General features: G+C 35.7%; 16 protein-coding genes. All 16 read left to right on the forward strand.

What is annotated here, in order from left to right:
* Nucleotides 1-46 precede the first annotated feature (46 nt).
* The 16 genes from BAU17_RS11510 (at nt 47) to BAU17_RS11585 (ending at nt 17,625) form a co-directional block, all read left to right on the forward strand.
* Nucleotides 47-1,339 (forward strand): ABC transporter substrate-binding protein, encoded by a 1,293-nt coding sequence (locus BAU17_RS11510; protein WP_161902969.1) that lies wholly within the window; start codon nt 47-49, stop codon nt 1,337-1,339.
* Between the two features lie 99 nt (nt 1,340-1,438).
* The gene (locus tag BAU17_RS11515; RefSeq protein ID WP_161902970.1) at nt 1,439-2,299 is read left to right on the forward strand and encodes a carbohydrate ABC transporter permease; all 861 of its coding nucleotides are present in this window, start codon (nt 1,439-1,441) and stop codon (nt 2,297-2,299) included.
* Entirely contained in the window at nt 2,299-3,114 is an 816-nt protein-coding gene (locus tag BAU17_RS11520; protein ID WP_161902971.1) for a carbohydrate ABC transporter permease, read from the forward strand. Before BAU17_RS11515 ends, BAU17_RS11520 begins: the two co-directional genes overlap by 1 nt.
* Nucleotides 3,115-3,133: 19 nt before the next feature.
* Entirely contained in the window at nt 3,134-3,769 is a 636-nt protein-coding gene (locus tag BAU17_RS11525; RefSeq protein ID WP_161902972.1) for a hypothetical protein, read from the forward strand.
* Nucleotides 3,770-3,807: 38 nt separating this feature from the next.
* The gene (locus BAU17_RS11530; RefSeq protein WP_161902973.1) at nt 3,808-5,481 is read left to right on the forward strand and encodes an alpha-glucosidase; all 1,674 of its coding nucleotides are present in this window, start codon (nt 3,808-3,810) and stop codon (nt 5,479-5,481) included.
* Between the two features lie 13 nt (nt 5,482-5,494).
* Nucleotides 5,495-7,180 carry an alpha-glucosidase gene (locus BAU17_RS11535; RefSeq protein WP_161902974.1) on the forward strand — a complete coding sequence of 562 codons (1,686 nt, stop codon included), beginning with the start codon at nt 5,495-5,497 and terminating at the stop codon, nt 7,178-7,180.
* Nucleotides 7,181-7,183: 3 nt separating this feature from the next.
* Complete coding sequence (gene gtfA / locus BAU17_RS11540) at nt 7,184-8,629, forward strand: sucrose phosphorylase (RefSeq protein ID WP_161902975.1); 1,446 nt, start codon at nt 7,184-7,186, stop codon at nt 8,627-8,629.
* A 130-nt stretch (nt 8,630-8,759) separates the two neighbouring features.
* Nucleotides 8,760-9,758, forward strand: coding sequence for a LacI family DNA-binding transcriptional regulator (locus BAU17_RS11545; protein ID WP_161902976.1), 999 nt, complete (start codon nt 8,760-8,762; stop codon nt 9,756-9,758).
* 68 nt (nt 9,759-9,826) lie between these two features.
* The gene (locus BAU17_RS11550) at nt 9,827-11,488 is read left to right on the forward strand and encodes a glycoside hydrolase family 13 protein (protein WP_161902977.1); all 1,662 of its coding nucleotides are present in this window, start codon (nt 9,827-9,829) and stop codon (nt 11,486-11,488) included.
* A gap of 20 nt (nt 11,489-11,508) precedes the next feature.
* Entirely contained in the window at nt 11,509-12,924 is a 1,416-nt protein-coding gene (locus tag BAU17_RS11555; RefSeq protein WP_161902978.1) for a PTS transporter subunit EIIC, read from the forward strand.
* Nucleotides 12,925-13,107: 183 nt separating this feature from the next.
* Nucleotides 13,108-13,917, forward strand: coding sequence for a MetQ/NlpA family ABC transporter substrate-binding protein (locus BAU17_RS11560; RefSeq protein WP_161902979.1), 810 nt, complete (start codon nt 13,108-13,110; stop codon nt 13,915-13,917).
* A 141-nt stretch (nt 13,918-14,058) separates the two neighbouring features.
* Nucleotides 14,059-14,529, forward strand: a complete 471-nt coding sequence (locus tag BAU17_RS11565; protein WP_237579122.1) for a YehR family lipoprotein — start codon at nt 14,059-14,061, stop codon at nt 14,527-14,529.
* A 142-nt stretch (nt 14,530-14,671) separates the two neighbouring features.
* Nucleotides 14,672-14,908: an AbrB/MazE/SpoVT family DNA-binding domain-containing protein gene (locus tag BAU17_RS11570; RefSeq protein WP_161902981.1), complete on the forward strand. Its 237-nt coding sequence runs from the start codon at nt 14,672-14,674 to the stop codon at nt 14,906-14,908.
* Nucleotides 14,905-15,324 (forward strand): type II toxin-antitoxin system death-on-curing family toxin, encoded by a 420-nt coding sequence (locus BAU17_RS11575; RefSeq protein ID WP_161902982.1) that lies wholly within the window; start codon nt 14,905-14,907, stop codon nt 15,322-15,324. The genes BAU17_RS11570 and BAU17_RS11575 overlap by 4 nt, the downstream gene beginning before the upstream one ends.
* Nucleotides 15,325-15,457: 133 nt before the next feature.
* A complete protein-coding gene (locus BAU17_RS11580) occupies nt 15,458-17,287 on the forward strand; it encodes a heavy metal translocating P-type ATPase (protein ID WP_161902983.1) in 1,830 nt (609 codons plus the stop codon).
* A 47-nt stretch (nt 17,288-17,334) separates the two neighbouring features.
* Nucleotides 17,335-17,625, forward strand: coding sequence for a rhodanese-like domain-containing protein (locus tag BAU17_RS11585; protein WP_161902984.1), 291 nt, complete (start codon nt 17,335-17,337; stop codon nt 17,623-17,625).
* Nucleotides 17,626-17,662: the final 37 nt, after the last annotated feature.

The following is a 17,662-nucleotide window of genomic DNA, read 5'->3' on the forward strand; positions in this document are numbered from 1 at the left end:
ATTAGGGAAAAGCTTTTATCTCAATTAAAAGAAAGAAGGATGTAAAATGTTTAAGAAAATGATTCGTACAGCAGCAATCTTAAGTGCAGTAGGTGTTTTAGCTGCATGTGGTAATTCTAAAGATAAAGATTCGACCTCAGGCAATGATGAGGATCAAGTAACTATCGAAATTTTACAAGGGAAAGTTGAATTTAATAAACAGTTTGAAGCATTGGCTCAACAATATGAAGAACTAAATCCTGGAGTGAAAATTAATATCACTTCTGTTGGAGGGGGTTCTGATTATCTTTCTTCTTTAAAGACAAAATTCTCGTCTGGTGAAGAGCCAACTATTTTTAGCTTGTCAGGTCCAAGTGAAGTTGATCAATTTAGAGATAGTGTAGCAGATTTATCTGATACAGAAGCTTCAAAAAAAGCATTGGCTGGTACATTAGACTCAGTAACTTATGACGACGAAATTGTAGGTTTGCCATATAACTTAGAAGGTTATGGTTATATCTACAACAAAGAAATTTTTGAAAAAGCTGGTATTGATGCAGAAACAATCAAATCATATGATGCTTTAGAAGCAGCTGTGAAAACATTAGATTCTAAAAAAGACGAATTGGGAATTAAAGGAGTGTTTGCTTTACCTGGAAAAGAAACTTGGGTAATGACAAATCACTTAGGAAATACATTCTTAGCACCTGAATTTGACAATAATGTATTAAACGCTTATGAAGCAAAAGAAGTAAAATTTGAATTGTCAGATCAATATCAACGTGCATTAGATATGCAAAATAAATACTCAATTGGTAAGCCATTATCTATTGATTACTCACAACAAGTAGAAGAATACTTCTCGCTAGGTCAAGTAGCAATTATCCAACAAGGAAACTGGGTATATCCAACAATTGCACAAATTGATCCAGAATTCGCGAAAGAGGGCATTGGTATGTTGCCAATTCCAGTTGACGGTTTAGAAGGAAAATTACCAGTAGGCGTGCCAAACTATTGGGCAGTGAATAAAAATAAATCAGACAAAGAAGTAAAAGCGGCAAAAGATTTCATCGACTGGTTGTACTTATCTGATGAAGGTAAAAAAGCAGTTGTTGATGAATTAAACTTTATTCCTGCGTATGAAGGATATGATGGTTTAGATATTGCAGATCCATTATCTCAAGCTGTTTATGATTATTCACAAGCAGGTGAAACAATCGGTTGGGTATTTAATGGCTATCCAGCTGGATGGGAACAATCAACATTTGGTCCAGAAATTCAAAAATATCTTGAAGGTTCAACATCATGGGATGATGTCATTAAAGTGTCTCAAGATGGTTGGAAAGAAGCTAGAAAATAGGCACTAATTGGTTATGGGCAGTAGCTTACTTTATAGCTTCTGCCCATTTCAGTAGTAATCATTTAAAGTCTTCGTAACGAAATTGGGGGAGTGAGCAATATGAGAAAAAATAATTTAACATTTTGGCTTTTTTTAACACCAGCTTTACTTAGTCTTACGCTAGTAATAATTGTACCCTTAGTGCTAGGAACGTATTATTCATTTACAGATTGGAATGGTGTCGGTTCTTATTCTTTTATTGGTTTTTCAAATTATACGAAATTGTTTGCTGATGATACGTTCAAAAGTGCTCTATGGTTTACCATTAAATTTTCAATTGTTACTGTCATCTCATTAAATGTCTTAGGCTTAGGATTAGCAATGCTCGTTACACAAAAATTGAAAGTCAGCAATACGCTACGAACTGTCTTTTTTATGCCTAATTTAATTGGTGGATTGATTCTCGGTTTCATTTGGCAGTTTATTTTTGTTCGTGTGTTTTCATCAATTGGCGAAGCAGTAGGAATGGATAGTTTAGTTGGATGGTTGTCAACAACTACCACTGGATTCTGGGGATTAGTCATTTTAACTTGTTGGCAAATGGGAGGATACATCATGATTATCTATATTGCCTATTTGCAAAATGTACCAAATGAACTAATGGAAGCTGCTGATATTGATGGTGCTTCAGCTATTCAGAAGTTTCGGTTTATTACCTTCCCATTAATTGCACCCGCTTTTACTGTTAGTATGTTTTTAACCTTATCTAATTCTTTTAAAGTATATGATCAAAACTTATCATTAACGAATGGTGGTCCATATAATTCGACAGAAATGTTAGCGATGAATATTGTAAAAACGGCTTTTGTTAATAATGACATGTCTTATGGGCAAGCGAAATCATTAATTTTCTTTGTCATTGTTGCAATCATTTCACTAACACAAGTGTACTACAATAAAAAACGTGAGGTGGAAATGTAATGAAAAATAAATCAAATAAAATTATTCTTTCCATTATTGGTATTGCTTTAGGTCTTCTATGGTTGTTTCCTTTTTACTTGATGGTTGTTAATAGTTTTAAAACACCAAAAGGAATATTTACTGATGTTATTGGTTTCCCTCTTGAAACAACATTTGAAAACTATAAAAATGCGTTTGTTGAATTGGATTTTTTTAAATCATTATTTAATTCGGTATTAATTACTGTCGTGAGTATTTTAGTGATTATTTTCTGTTCATCAATGGCAGCATATGTTTTGGCCCGAACAAAAACTAAAATGAGTATGATTGTGTTGATGATTTTTGTTGCAGCAATGTTAATTCCGTTCCAATCAGTAATGATTCCATTGGTATCTATTTTTGGTAATGTCGGGATGTTGAATAAAGTTGGTTTAATCTTTATGTATCTAGGTTTTGGTGGAAGCTTATCTATTTTCCTCTTTCATGGGGCAATGGGAGGTATTCCCGTATCATTGGATGAAGCTGCGTTGATTGATGGTGCTTCGAAGTTTCAAATTTTTACGAAGATAATTTTTCCACTGTTGATGCCAATTTCTGTTACTTCAGGAATTTTAAATGTTATCTGGATTTGGAATGACTACTTATTACCATCGTTGATTTTAGGAAAAGCAGATGAGACGATTCCATTGAAAATGTTTTATTTCTTTGGACAATATACAAAGCAATGGCATCTAGCATTAGCAGGTTTAACGATCGCTATTATTCCAGTAATTATTTTCTACTTCTTTGCTCAAAAATATATTATTGAAGGAGTAGCAGAAGGTGCTGTGAAGTAACAAGAAAGGAAGAAAAGAAATGAATAAGGAAAAATTAATGGGTGATTTATTAACTTTATGCGAATGGTTAATGAATTGTTCGATATCAAATCTAGTTTGGGTGATTTTCACTTTACCAAGCTTCATGGCAGGGTACCAATTATTATTTGCACCATCGGGGTTGGCTGTGCTAAGTAGCCTGTTCTTTTTCTCCTTATCTCTATTCTTTCTTACTTTGCCAGCTACGAGAAGTTTAGTTCTTTTTTGTAAAGATTGGAGTGAAAATAGGTTAAGCAAATATACATTTTATCTTAAACAAGGGTATGCATTTTGGTTTAAGCGGAAAAAAATTGCATTATTATTTAGTATTCTATTTGGGAATGTATTATTTTATTTTCGTATAGCAAAAAATTCAGCATTTTTATTACCTATATGTTTATTTATTGGGATGATTGCATTATTAACATTATTTTACTACCTTGTTATGAATTTAAGCAGCTCAATAGATATTTTAGAGGCACTTTCGCTGACGATTACTCGTTGGAAAGATTCCATCAAATTATTGATAGTTGTGCTAGGAACACTATTCGTTTGTTTGTTCGGCATACAATATTTGTATATAGTTGGAATTTTTACTATTTTAGTCAGATTCGTTGTGAGAGTCATTGAAAAATAGCAAGTTGAATTATTGGAAAAGTTACTGGAGGTTTTTAAGTGGAAAAGCAGTTGTTAAATAAAAAATGGTGGCACGAAACAATTGGATATCAAATTTATCCAAAAAGTTTTCAAGATTCAAATAATGATGGTGTAGGTGACATTCAAGGAATGATTCAACATTTAGATGAGTTACAAGAACTTGGCGTAAATGTTGTCTGGATTAGTCCGATTAACTTATCACCGATGGTTGATCATGGGTATGATATTTCAGATTATTTCCAAATTGATCCATCGTTTGGAACAAATGAAGACTTTGAAGAATTGATTCAAGAAGCCAATAAACGTGGCATTAAAATTTTAATGGATTTAGTGATTAATCATACTTCTGATCAACATGAATGGTTTAAAGAAGCGTTAGCAAATCCGAATAGTGATTTTCGTAATTATTATGTGATAAAAGAAGGGAAAGATGGTTTACCACCGAATAATTGGCGTTCTATTTTTGGCGGAAGTGCTTGGGAACAAATTGAAGATACCAATGAGTACTACTTACATTTGTTTACAAAAGGTCAACCTGACCTGAACTGGGAAAATCCAATGTTACGTGAAGAATTGTATCAAATGATTCAGTATTGGTTAGACCGCGGATTAGGCGGCTTCCGAATTGATGCGATTACGCATATTAAGAAAAATTATGATTATATCAATGTCCCAGCAGATGGTCCGGATAATTTGGCTACGGTATGGGAGCATTATCGTGACGCAACAGGTATTGGCGAATTTTTAGGAGAGATGCGCGATCGCGTCTTTACTGACAATGATGTATTGACGATTGCTGAAATGGATGTGGAAGATCCTGACAAATGGGAAGAATATTTTGGAGAAAACGGCTATTTTTCAACAATTTTTGATTTTTATCATACTCCGTATTCCATTCAGCAAGAGAAATACAAAGAGCATCCAGTGACATTTATTGAGGACATGAAAACAAAAATGTTTGCCAAGCAAGTAAAAGCAAATGGTCGTGTATTGTTTACGAATTTCTTGGAAAATCATGATTTACCAAGAGCGCTAAACCGCTGGATTCCTGAGTCGGAGATTCATTTCAATAGTGCGTCAGCATTAGCAATGATGTATTTCTTTTTACGTGGTATTCCGGTTATTTATCAAGGACAAGAAATTGGCATGGTCGATTATCCGAAAGATTCGATTGAGGAGTATTTGGATTTACCAACCTATAATAACTATGAAAACTACTTATTAGAAGGTCTATCTGAAGATGAAGCGTTGCATCAAATTAATATTGAATGTCGTGAAAATAGTCGGACACCAGTGCAATGGGATGCGTCAGAATATGCAGGATTTTCGACAGTAAAACCTTGGTTTGATGTGAATCCAAATTACCATGACATCAATTATGCGCAACAAAAAGATGACCCACATTCACTATTAAATTTCTACAAAAAAATGGCTGTTTTACGTAAAAATAAAGCGTATCAAGAGACCTTTATTTACAGTGATACGGTGCCTTTTGCTACCGAGATTAAAGGGTGTGTTGCGTATGAGCGTCAAGGTATAGAGTCTATCTTTGTTATCTGTAATATGACGAATCAACCAATGCAAGTACCTGTCGCATCAGTAGAGGAAATTTTGCTAACCAATGGAGAAACAGATATTTATGTAGATGGATACCTTCATTTAAAACCATATCAAGGAATTATTTTTAAATAAAAGAGGTGAGTCAATGACAACAAAAGACTGGTGGAAAGAATCAGTAGTCTACCAAGTGTATCCGAAAAGTTTTCAAGATAGTGATGGAGATGGTTTTGGAGATCTTCGTGGGATTATTAATCGTTTGGACTATTTAAAAGAGTTAGGTATTGATGTCTTATGGTTATGTCCAGTTTATCAATCACCAATGGATGATGGAGGCTATGATATTTCTGATTACTATACCATTGACGAACGCTTTGGAACGAACGAAGAAATGGATGAATTGTTAGAAAAAGCTAATCGATTAGGAATAAAGGTATTGATGGATTTAGTCGTGAATCATACTTCAGATGAACATGAATGGTTTCAAAAAGCATTGGCTGATCCGGATAGTAAATATCGTGATTATTATATCTTCCGAGAAGGGGTAGATGGCAACCCACCAAATAATTGGCGCTCTTACTTTGGGGATGCCGCTTGGGAAAAAGTACCCAATGAAGAGAATCTTTTCTATCTACATGCTTTTACGAAAAAGCAGCCTGATTTAAACTGGGAAAATGAAGAAGTGCGTGAAGAAATTTATAAAATGATTAACCATTGGTTGGATAAGGGACTGGGTGGTTTCAGAATCGATGCAATTTTGAATATCAAAAAAGAAATTGAATATGGCCAATTAGAAGTAGATGGTGAAGACGGTCGCGCCTTTATTGGACACTGGATTTTGAACAAACCCGGTATTGAAGAGTGGCTTGAAGAAATGCAAGAGCGAACATTTCGACCTCACAACAGCATGACCGTTGCAGAAGCAGATGTGCCAGAAGAACGTTTAGCAGAATATATTGGTGAAGATGGTTATTATTCTATGGTGTTTGATTTTAGTTATACTGATATTGATGTACCTGCAACGGGTGAATGGTTTGTTGACAGTAATTGGACATGGCAACAGATGCGTGAACGAATTTTTAATAGTCAATTAATGACGCAACGAAATGGTTGGGGAGCACTGTATTTAGAAAACCATGATCAACCACGTTCGATTAATAAATATATCCCAGTAGAACATATTAATGACTACAGCAAAAAAATGTTAGCGACCTTGTTTATGTGTTTACGAGGAACACCATTTATCTATCAAGGCCAAGAAATCGGGATGGAGAATATAACGCTAGCGGACATTGATACGTTTGATGATGTGGCGACTTATGCTCAATATTATCGTGGAATTGCTTCTGGTTTAACGGAAGAAGAGGCACTAAAGATTGTCAATCATCGCAGCCGTGATAATTCTAGAACACCAATGCAATGGGATAGTACACAACAAGCAGGTTTTTCAGGAGCAGAAACGACTTGGTTTCCAGTCAATTCTAATTATGAAACTATCAATGTTGAAAATGAGTGGAATAATCCAAATTCTGTCTTACATTATTACCGCCAATTAATTGCATTGCGTAAGAATAGTCCATACCAAGAGAATTTAATTTACGGGGAATTTGTTCCTGTAGCTGAAAAAAATAAAGAAGTAATTGTGTACGAGCGTCAATTAGAGGGACAAATAATACGCGTGTTGATTAATCCAACGTCCGTAGAACAACGAGTTAAGCATGATGGATTAAATTATTTCGTTATCGGTAACTACCCCGTAGAAAATGATATGTTAGAAGAATCCTTTGTCTTACGTCCCTTTGAAAGTATTGTATTAGCAAATTATGGAGGTTAAACAATGAAAATCAAAAACGAAGCGATGCTCATTACCTATTCAGATAGTTTAGGTAAAAACATGGGTGAGTTAAAAACAGTGTTAGACAAGTATTTAAAAGGTGCCATTGGTGGGGTTCATTTGTTGCCATTCTTTCCATCGACGGGTGATCGTGGCTTTGCACCGAGTGATTATACCACGGTTGATCCAGCACTTGGTACGTGGGAAGACGTGGAAGCATTAGGAGAAGACTATTATTTAATGTTTGACTTTATGATTAACCATATTTCTCGTGAGTCGAAATTTTTCCAAGACTTTAAGAAAAATCATGAACATTCACCTTATAAAGACATGTTTATTCGAATTCATGAGTTTTTCCCAGAAAATCGCCCCACGCAAGAAGATATTGATTTAATTTATAAACGCAAAGACAAAGCACCCTTTCAGACGGTTGAATTTGTGGATGGAACGACCGAAGAAGTGTGGAATACCTTTGGGGAAGAACAAATTGATTTAGATGTGACCAAAGAAATCGTGAAAGAATTTATTCGTGAAACCATTAAAGATATGGCCAGTCATGGTTGTTCGTTAATTCGTTTAGATGCGTTTGCCTATGCTATCAAAAAATTAGATACCAACGATTTCTTTGTGGAACCCGATATTTGGGAATTATTAGATGAAGTCCGTCAAGAAGCAGCGAAATATGAGGTTGAGTTGTTGCCGGAAATCCATGAGCACTACTCGATTCAAATGAAAATTGCCGACCATAACTACTATATTTATGATTTTGCTTTGCCGATGGTCACGTTGTATTCACTCTATAGTGGCAAGTCTGAACGACTAGCCCGCTGGTTGAAAATGAGTCCAATGAAACAATTCACCACGTTAGATACTCATGATGGTATCGGTGTCGTTGATGCACGGGATTTATTAACCGATGAAGAATTGGACTACACGTCGGAAGAGTTGTACAAGGTCGGAGCGAATGTGAAAAAAGTTTATTCTAGTGCCAACTACAACAACTTAGATATTTATCAAATTAACAGCACATATTACAGTGCACTAGGAGATAACGACCGTAGTTATCTATTAGCACGTGCCATCCAAGTATTTGCACCAGGGATTCCACAAATTTATTATGTTGGTCTATTGGCTGGAAAAAATGATATTGAGTTATTAGAAGCGACGAAAGAAGGTCGTAATATCAATCGTCATTACTATGATTTCGACGAAATTGATCAAGAAGTCCAACGTCCAGTTGTCCAAAACCTTCTGAAGTTATTGCAATTCCGTAATCAATCGGAAGCCTTTGACTTGTCGGGTAGTATTGAAGTAACAACCCCAACAGAAAATGAGCTAGTGGTAGTCCGTAAAAACAAAGCCGGCGATCAAGTCGCAACATTGACTGCGAATTTAGTTACGAAAGCTTTTGTTGTACAAGAAGCAAACACGATTATTTTGGAACAATAAATTTTAATTACTCAAAAGATGTATTCTTGCGTAATTTAAGCAAGAATGCATCTTTTTATTTTTTTTGTTGACAACGGATTCAAAATATTTTATAGTATGTATGAAATCGATACCACAAAGGAGCGATGATATGGCAACGATTAAAGATGTAGCTAAAAAAGCCAACCTATCTGTTTCAACTGTCTCTCGCTACTTAAATAATCATCCGTATGTTTCCGAAGAATACAAGAAACGGATTAAACAAGCAATGGATGAACTTGATTATACGCCAAGTTCGATTGCGACACAACTTCGTTCGAAAAAAGGAACGATGATAGGTATTCTCGTTTCACGGATTACGAATCCATTTTTTGCGTATTTAGTGGATGCGATTGAAAAACAAGCGAAGCAACAAGGTTACAATGTCTTAATTATGCAAACTTATGATGATCATCAAGCAGAAATGAAAATGCTGGAAATGTTAAAGCAACAAGTCATTGCTGGTTTGATTATGTGTTCGGTTGAAGGCGAAACAAAACTGATTGAAAGCTATCAAGCGTACGGTCCAATTGTTTTTTGTAATGAACGAGTTGTAGGAACAACGGTACCTAGTGTGATTACAGATCAATCACGAGCTGCATATGAAGCAACTTGCTTTCTGATTCAAAAAGGTTATAGAAAGCTTGCTTACTGTACCGGTGGTAATTTAACGACGAAAGGCCACGGGAAAGAACGAACGCAAGGCTTTGAGCAAGCATTATTAGAACACCAATTACCGTTTAAAAAAGAATGGGTCTTTCAACAAATTCATACAATTGCAGATGGACAAGAGGTTGCTTGTCAATTGATGGCATTAGAGGAAGAAAATCGTCCAGATGCAATCTTTACCAATAGTGATGAAGTAGCAATGGGGGTATTAAACTACCTACAGCAACAAGGCTTACATGTGCCAAGTGATTTAGCAATTATTGGATTTGACAATCAACCATTTACATCCATGTTGTCTGTTCCACTAACAACGATTGAACAGCCTGTTTCAGCGTTAGGAATTGAATCAACAAAATTAATGGTTTCATTGATTGAGTCAACGACATATACAGTAGATCAAACGAATTTACACTTACAATTAATTCAAAGAGAATCCGTTTAGAAGCAACGGATTTTCTATATGAAATGTATGGTATCGATACCATAAATAATATTCAGAGGAGAAATCAAATGAACAATGTAGAAACAACGAAAGACTGGTGGAAAGAGGAAGTTATTTATCAAGTCTATCCAAAGAGTTTTAATGATTCAAATGATGACGGAATTGGTGATTTACAAGGAATCCGTGAAAAATTACCGTATTTGAAAGACTTAGGTATTACAACGTTATGGATTTGTCCGATTTTTACTTCTCCAATGGTAGATAACGGATATGATATTGCAGACTTTGAAGGGATTGACCCGCAATTTGGGACGATGGCCGATTTTGATGAATTATTGGCAGATGCCAATCAATTGGGAATCAAAATTTTATTGGACTTAGTGATTAATCATACGTCGGATGAGCATCAATGGTTCCAAGAAGCTTTGAAAGATAAGCATAGTAAATACCGTGATTACTATATTTTTAAAGAAGGTAAAGAACGGCCAAATAACTGGCGCTCGATTTTTGGCGGCTCGGTTTGGGAAAAAGTTCCAGGCGAAGATTGTTACTACCTCCATGTCTTTGATAAAAGACAGCCCGATTTAAACTGGGAAAACCCAGAACTACGACAAGAAATTTATGCGATGATTAATCGTTGGTTGGATAAAGGAATCGCGGGTTTCCGAATTGATTCGATTACGTTTATCAAAAAAGACCAAGATTATGCAAGTTTACCAGCAGATGGTGTTGATGGGCTTGTTTCATGCAAACATAAGACACGAAACAGACCAGGTATTGAAATATTTCTGAATGAATTAAAGCGAGAAACATTTGAAAAGTACAACTGTGTCACTGTCGGAGAAGCACCTGGCGTCCCTTATGACGAGTTTTCTCAGTTTATTGGAGAAGATGGTTATTTTTCAATGATTTTTGATTTTCATTATGCAGATATTGATGTGGAGTCAGGGTCAGATTGGTTTAAACGTACGAATTGGACGACGAAAGAGTTCAAAGAATTACTAATAAATTCGCAAGAAGCGTTACAAGCTGCTGGTTGGGGCGCAAACTTTATTGAAAATCATGACCAACCACGTGCGTTGTCTAAATTAGTGAAAGAAGGATTCCAAACAGCGGAAGCAGCAGCTGGGATTGGTGTGATGTATTTCTTCTTACGTGGAACACCATTCATTTATCAAGGACAAGAGCTAGGAATGGTCAATGCACAACGTGAACAAATTAGTCAATTCGATGATATTTCAAGTATCGATAATTATCATCGTTCGATACAAGAAGGGTTTTCTCCAGAAGAAGCGATGAATTTTGTTAATTTACGTAGTCGAGACAATTCACGCACACCGATGCCATGGAATAATCAGCAATTTGGTGGGTTCTCAAAAGTTGCACCTTGGCTTGAAATGACGGAAGAATACCCTCGCGTTCATGCAAGCGAAAATAGTGTGCTAGACATGTATAAACAAATGATTGCCTTGCGTCAGCATTCAGCAATTAGCCCGATTTTAAAAACAGGGAGTATTCGCTTTTTAACAGATTTGCCAGATAATGTGCTTGGCTATGCACGTGAGTTAGAGAATGACACCGTTTATGTGTTGACGAACTTAAGTCCAGAAGAAGAAGCTGTTACTTTGGCGGATGAAATTGGAGAGATTTATTTAAATACACATGCAATCAATGAACCAGCTGGTAAAGAATTTACTTTATTACCTTATCAAAGCGTACTTTTTAATTAGTATCTAAGGAGGAAACAACGATGGCAACAAATTATCAAAAAATTGGTGAAGATATTTTAACGGTTGTTGGAAAAGACAATGTTCAATCCATTACCCATTGTGCGACACGATTACGTTTGGAAGTAAAGGACCGTGAAGCAATTGATGACAAAGAAATTGAAAAAATCGATCAAGTAAAAGGCGTCTTTTTCAATGCTGGTCAGTATCAAATTATTTTAGGAACAGGTACAGTAAATAAAGTTTATGAAGCCATTACTCAAAATGACAAAGAATTAGAAAATAAGGTTGCAGATTTAGAAGAAGTGAAAAAAGAAGGAAATCCAATTAAGCGAGGCGTTCGGACATTAGCGGATATTTTTATTCCGATTATTCCGGGAATTGTTGCGACCGGTCTCTTCTTAGGTCTGAAAGGCGTTGTTTTAAACGATACCGTATTAGGATTTTTTGGGACATCATCAGCTGGTATTCCTGAATATATCCTTGTATTGATGAGTGTGCTAACAGATACCGTTTTTGCATTCTTGCCAGCGCTGATTTGTTGGTCAGCATTTAAAAAATTTGGTGGGACACCCATTATTGGCTTTGTCATTGGGTTAATGCTTGTTTCACCGATGTTGCCTAATGCCTATTCAGTTGCAGATATTAACAGTGGCGTCGAACCATTAATCGCGTTTGGTTTTATTCCGATTGTTGGTTACCAAGGAAGTGTCTTAACGGCTTTGGTAATCGGGATTATTGGTGCGAAATTCGAGAAATTTTTACGAAAAAGAATGCCTGATTCGCTTGATTTGATGTTCACGCCATTTTTCGTTATTGCTGGCATGATGCTCTTAGGATTACTCGTTTTAGGCCCAGTGTTGCATTTTATTGAAGATGGCCTAGTCTACATTGTGGAAGGGTTAATTCATGTACCATTTGGCATTGGTGGCTTAATTATCGGTTTTATTTACCCATTAGCTGTTATGACAGGAATGCATCATTTATTCATTATGATTGAAACAACGTTATTAGCTTCAACAGGATTCAATCCACTAATTACACTATGTGCGATGTATGGATTTGCGAATGCAGCAGTTTGTTTTGCAATTAGTATCAAAGCGAAAAACAATCGGGTAAAAGTAATTGGAACGAGTGCTGGTGTGACGCAATTGTTAGGAGTAAGTGAACCAGCATTATTTGGTATTACGTTGCGCTATGGAACGAAACCATTGGCAGTAATGCTAGCTTCTTCAGCAATCGGCGGTGCAGTTTTATCTATCTTAGGTGTTCAAGCAAATTCTTATGGATTGGCAGTAATTTTATCGCCACTGATGTATATCTATGATTCATACCAATTAATTAGTTACATCGTTGTCGGTTTGTTGACATTTGTAGGTGCCTTTATTTTGACGTATTTGTTTGCAGTACCGCAAGAATTAATGGTAGCAGAGGATTAATCGCTGATAGATACAGTTGTATTTTTTAAATTAATACAGAAAAAGCTATTTTTAAGCAAAAAGGAGAAAACAAATCTTTTCTCCTTTTTTTCTGTTATATTTTAATTTGAATTGTGTTATAATAAATTAACTTGAAATGCGTAGTTACGTACCAAAGTTAGCTAGATGAAAGTAGGGGAAAAGATGAAAAAATTATATGTAGGAGTATTGACAGCACTTGCAGTATTCACTTTAACTGCTTGCGGAAATAAGAAAGAAGCTGCGGATGATAAAGTAATCAAAGTAGCTACCCAATTAGAAACAAGCGCAGAAATGGTAAAAATTGCTGCAGAAGTTGCGAAAAAAGATGGTTGGGATATTCAAAATGTCTCCGTAACTGATAATGTCGCTTATAATGACATGGTGAACAATGGCGAAGCAGATGCAAATTTCGCTCAACACAAACCATTTATGGAACAATACAATGAAGAAAAAGATGCTCATTTAGTAGCTGTTCAACCTATGTATGATGTAAAAATCGGTTTCTACTCAAAAGATTATCAAAATGTCGATGACATTCCAGATGGATCTAAAGTCGCAATTCCTAACGATCCAACTAATGAAGGTCGTGCATTGGCTATTTTAGAGCAACAAGGATTAATTAAATTAGCAGATGGTGTCGGCGTAAAAGGTCGTGTGAAAGACGTCGTTGAAAATCCAAAGAACTTTGAATGGTTATCCGTTGATTTATTGAATTTATCTGAAAGCTATCAAGAACCAAATGTTGCCTTAATGTACAATTACCCAGCTTATATCAAAAAAATCAATTTAACGCCAGATGATGCAATTTTCTTAGAACAAAAACGTGACGATTACTTTGCATTACAAATTGTTACTCGTGAAGATAATCAAGATTCAGAAAAAATTAAAGCATTGAAAAAAGCAATCACTAGTCCAGAAGTGAAACAATTTATGGAAGACAAACATGGTGACACCATGATTCCTTCTTTTTAAGTAACGTATGTAAGTGTAAAAACTGTCAAAAAAGTTTTTACACTTTTTTATTTTGCGAAAAAGCATACAAGCAAATCAAGGGTGTTTTTGATAAAAAACTGCTACTCTTTACGAAAGCGCTATTTTAAAAAGGAGTGTTTGATGATGAAAAAGATGGTAACTGTTGGTATGTTAATCATGTCGCTACTCTTTATTGTTGGTTGTGGAAATGGTGGCGGAACAGAGAAAAAATATGACACCAAAGTATTTGTCAAAGAAACAGAAGGACTTAGCTCAGAGATGACGTATTATTATATAGGAGACACGGTGGAAAAACAGTCGACGAAGAATGTTATGAGCTATGATTATCTGGGGGTAGCAAATGAAGAAGCTGCCAAAGAAAGATTAGAACCGATTGTGAAGCAATATCGCGAACTAGAAGGTATGGCGCATAAGATTGATTATCAACAAGATCAATTGGTAGAGGAATTAACAATTACTTATGCGGACGTGGATATTGAAGCCGCTAAAAACGTACCAGGTATTACTTTTGAAGGCGATGTATCAAAAGGCATTAGCATGAAGAAAAGTGAAGAAATGATGCTGGAAAATGGCTATAAATTAAAAGAATAGTTGAGTAGAGCACAGTCAGTTTTGATTGTGCTTTTTTTTGAATTTGTTAGATCAAATTGATAAAGATTTTTATAAAAGAAGAAGTTTTAATTGTGTATATACGCATGTATATACTATTATAATAATAAGGAAGGTGATAAATATGCAATTGGAAGAGAAAAAAATAAGAAAAGTAGGGAACTCGGTCGTGATTACCATTCCGCAAGATTTTTTAGATAAAGCTAACATTCAACCAGGAGAAGTTGTAGATGTAGATAATGATGCTTGGAGTCACTTAATCAAGAAAAAAGAAGTAACTAGAGAAGAAGAAATAGCATTGTATGCAAAAAAATCTCTTGCCAAATATGAAGAAGCCTACAGAGAGTTAGTGGAGCGATGAGTCATAAATATCTATTTATAGAAGAAATCATTTTTTTCAATAAGTTACAGATAGAAACATTTTCTCCAGCAGAGCCAATAGGTGTTGCTGATAGAAATGCGTTAGAAATGATTGTTGAACAGCCTAAAGCGACAGTATTTGGTGGAGATGTATATAAGGATATCTCGGAAAAAGCGGGTATTTTATTTATTAATCTTGTTAAGAAGCATCCATTTTTCAATGCAAATAAACGCACGGCTGCTATGGCATTAGATGTATTTTTAGCAATGAATGGATATCACTTAGAGTTGACAAATAAAATGTTAGCAGATTTAACCGTTGAAGTAGCTATCTTTGACGGAGATTTTGACCAATTGAAAAATAATATTTCTTCAAAAATAAGAAATAATCTATCCTCAACAGAAAGTAAAGAATAGGGAATTACTAAAAAGCACAGTCAGTTTTGAGTGTGTTTTTTTTATTGCTAGTGATTCTCTTTATCATTTAAGGGGTTTTGTATGAGTTGTTGATAGATAGGTGCTATGCTAGTTTTGTGAGGAGGGATAAAGAATGGAACAAGAAAAATTAGCATGGCGTTCAACGGCCATTTGTACAGCACTATTAGTAATAGGAATTATAATGGAAGTCTTTTTCTCATTTAATCAGACTATTTTTTATATTGGTGCGATTTTAGTTGGTGGATTTGAATTAACTATTGAAGGTGTGCGAGAATTAGTTCAAGAGCGACATTTTAATGTTGATTTACTGATGGTGATTGCAGCTTTAGCAGCGGGGCTGATTGGTGATTGGCGAGAAGGAGCTTTATTGATTTTTATTTTTAGTTTGAGTCATATCATGGAAGAATATGCGACACGTCAAAGTACGCGCGAAATTAATCGTTTGCTTGATAAGCAGCCGCAAGTCGCACGGAAAATAGATGTGGATGGGTCTTTTGTTGAAATGCTTGTGAAAGATTTGGTAATCGGTGATCATTTAGCTGTCTTTAAAGGTGAAAGTATTCCAACAGATGCACAAATTATTCGTGGTACCTCTGAAATTAATGAAGCAGTTGTTAGTGGGGAAAGTGTGCCTCGCTTAAAAAGTGTAAATGATGAGGTTTATGGAGGTACAGTAAATTTAGGAAATGAGTTAGAAATTATAGTGACCAAAGATGCGTCTGAAACCATGTTGGCACAAATCATACGTTTGGTCAAAGAAGCGCAAAATAGTCAAACAACGACGGAAAGTTTTCTGCAAAAAATAGAGAATCGTTATGTATTAGCAATTTTAATTGGTGTGCCTTTGATGGTTGTCTTCTTTTATTTTGGTTTGCATTGGACGTTGCAAGAGAGTCTTTACAGAGGAGTGAACTTACTTGTTGTAGCGAGTCCATGTGCTTTAGTTGCTAGTAGTACACCAGCGTTGTTGAGTGCTATTAGTAATGGCGCAAAACGCGGTGTGTTATTCAAAGGTGGTACCTACTTAGAAGATTTATCTGAAATTAAGAGTATTGCATTTGATAAAACAGGTACCTTAACTCGGGGCGAACTAACGGTTACCAATTATGATTTAACTAGCGAAGCGTTGATTCCAATGATTGTTGCGTTGGAATCAAAGAGTACACATCCAATTGCAATAGCAATTAAAGAGAAGTGGCAAGTTCCCATCCTTCATCTGACGACAGAAGAACAAACTGCTCAAGGAATGCAGACAATCTATCAAGGAACATCTTATTATGTTGGGAAGAAAAGAGCTAACTATGCGGATACACCAGCAATCAATCAATGGAAAGCTGAAGGAAAAACAGTCGTATATGTTGAAAAAGATGCGCATTACGCAGGTGCCATTGCGCTACTTGATACTGTCAATACTAATGCAAAAGAAGCGGTGACTTACTTTAACCAGCAAGGTGTTCATACGGTTATGTTAACTGGTGATGCGCAAAATACTGCTGACTTTATTGGCTCGCAAGTTGAAGTTCGACAAATTGAAGCAGCGTTATTGCCTGAGGACAAAGTAGCCCATGTTAGAGAGCAGAAGGAAACGTTTGGTAAGAATGCGATGGTTGGTGATGGAATTAATGATGCTCCAGCCTTAGCCACAGCAACATTAGGGATTGCGATGGGGCAAGGAACGGATGTAGCAATGGAAGTATCCGATGTAGTAATTATGGAAAATGACTTGAGTAAGTTAGTTTACACGCATCGCTTGTCAAAAAAAATGAAACGAGTGATTTTACAAAATATTTGCTTTAGTATTTTCGTTATTGTGACCTTAATCTTTTTCAATATTCGCCAACAATTGACGATTCCTTTTGCAGTCATTGGTCATGAGGGAAGCACGATTTTAGTCGTCTTAAATGGGTTGCGGCTACTATTGCCGGTGCGAGATTCACATTGACAAAACCAGCTTTCTTTCGTAGGATGCAAGAAGAGGAGTGAGTGGATATGTTTTCATCAATTTCAATGGAAGAATTTGCAAAACGACGTGAAGAACCATTAACAATTATTGATGTACGAGATGCATTACCTTTTGAACAGAATCATTTACCTGAAGCTATCAACATTCCTATTGGAGAGTTAGCAAACGCAATTCCTGCCTTGTCCCCAGAAACAACCTATTATGTTGTTTGTACAATGGGTGTTCGCTCGGTACAAGCTTGCGAATTTTTAGCAAATGAAGGATTTGATGTAATTAATGTTGAGGGTGGAATGAATGCCTTTCGTACATTAGCATAAGCAAAGAGAGCTTGACGACTTGTCAGGCTCTCTTTTT

The sequence above is a fragment of the Candidatus Enterococcus willemsii genome (assembly GCF_009933335.1).
GTDB lineage: Bacteria > Bacillota > Bacilli > Lactobacillales > Enterococcaceae > Enterococcus_F > Enterococcus_F willemsii.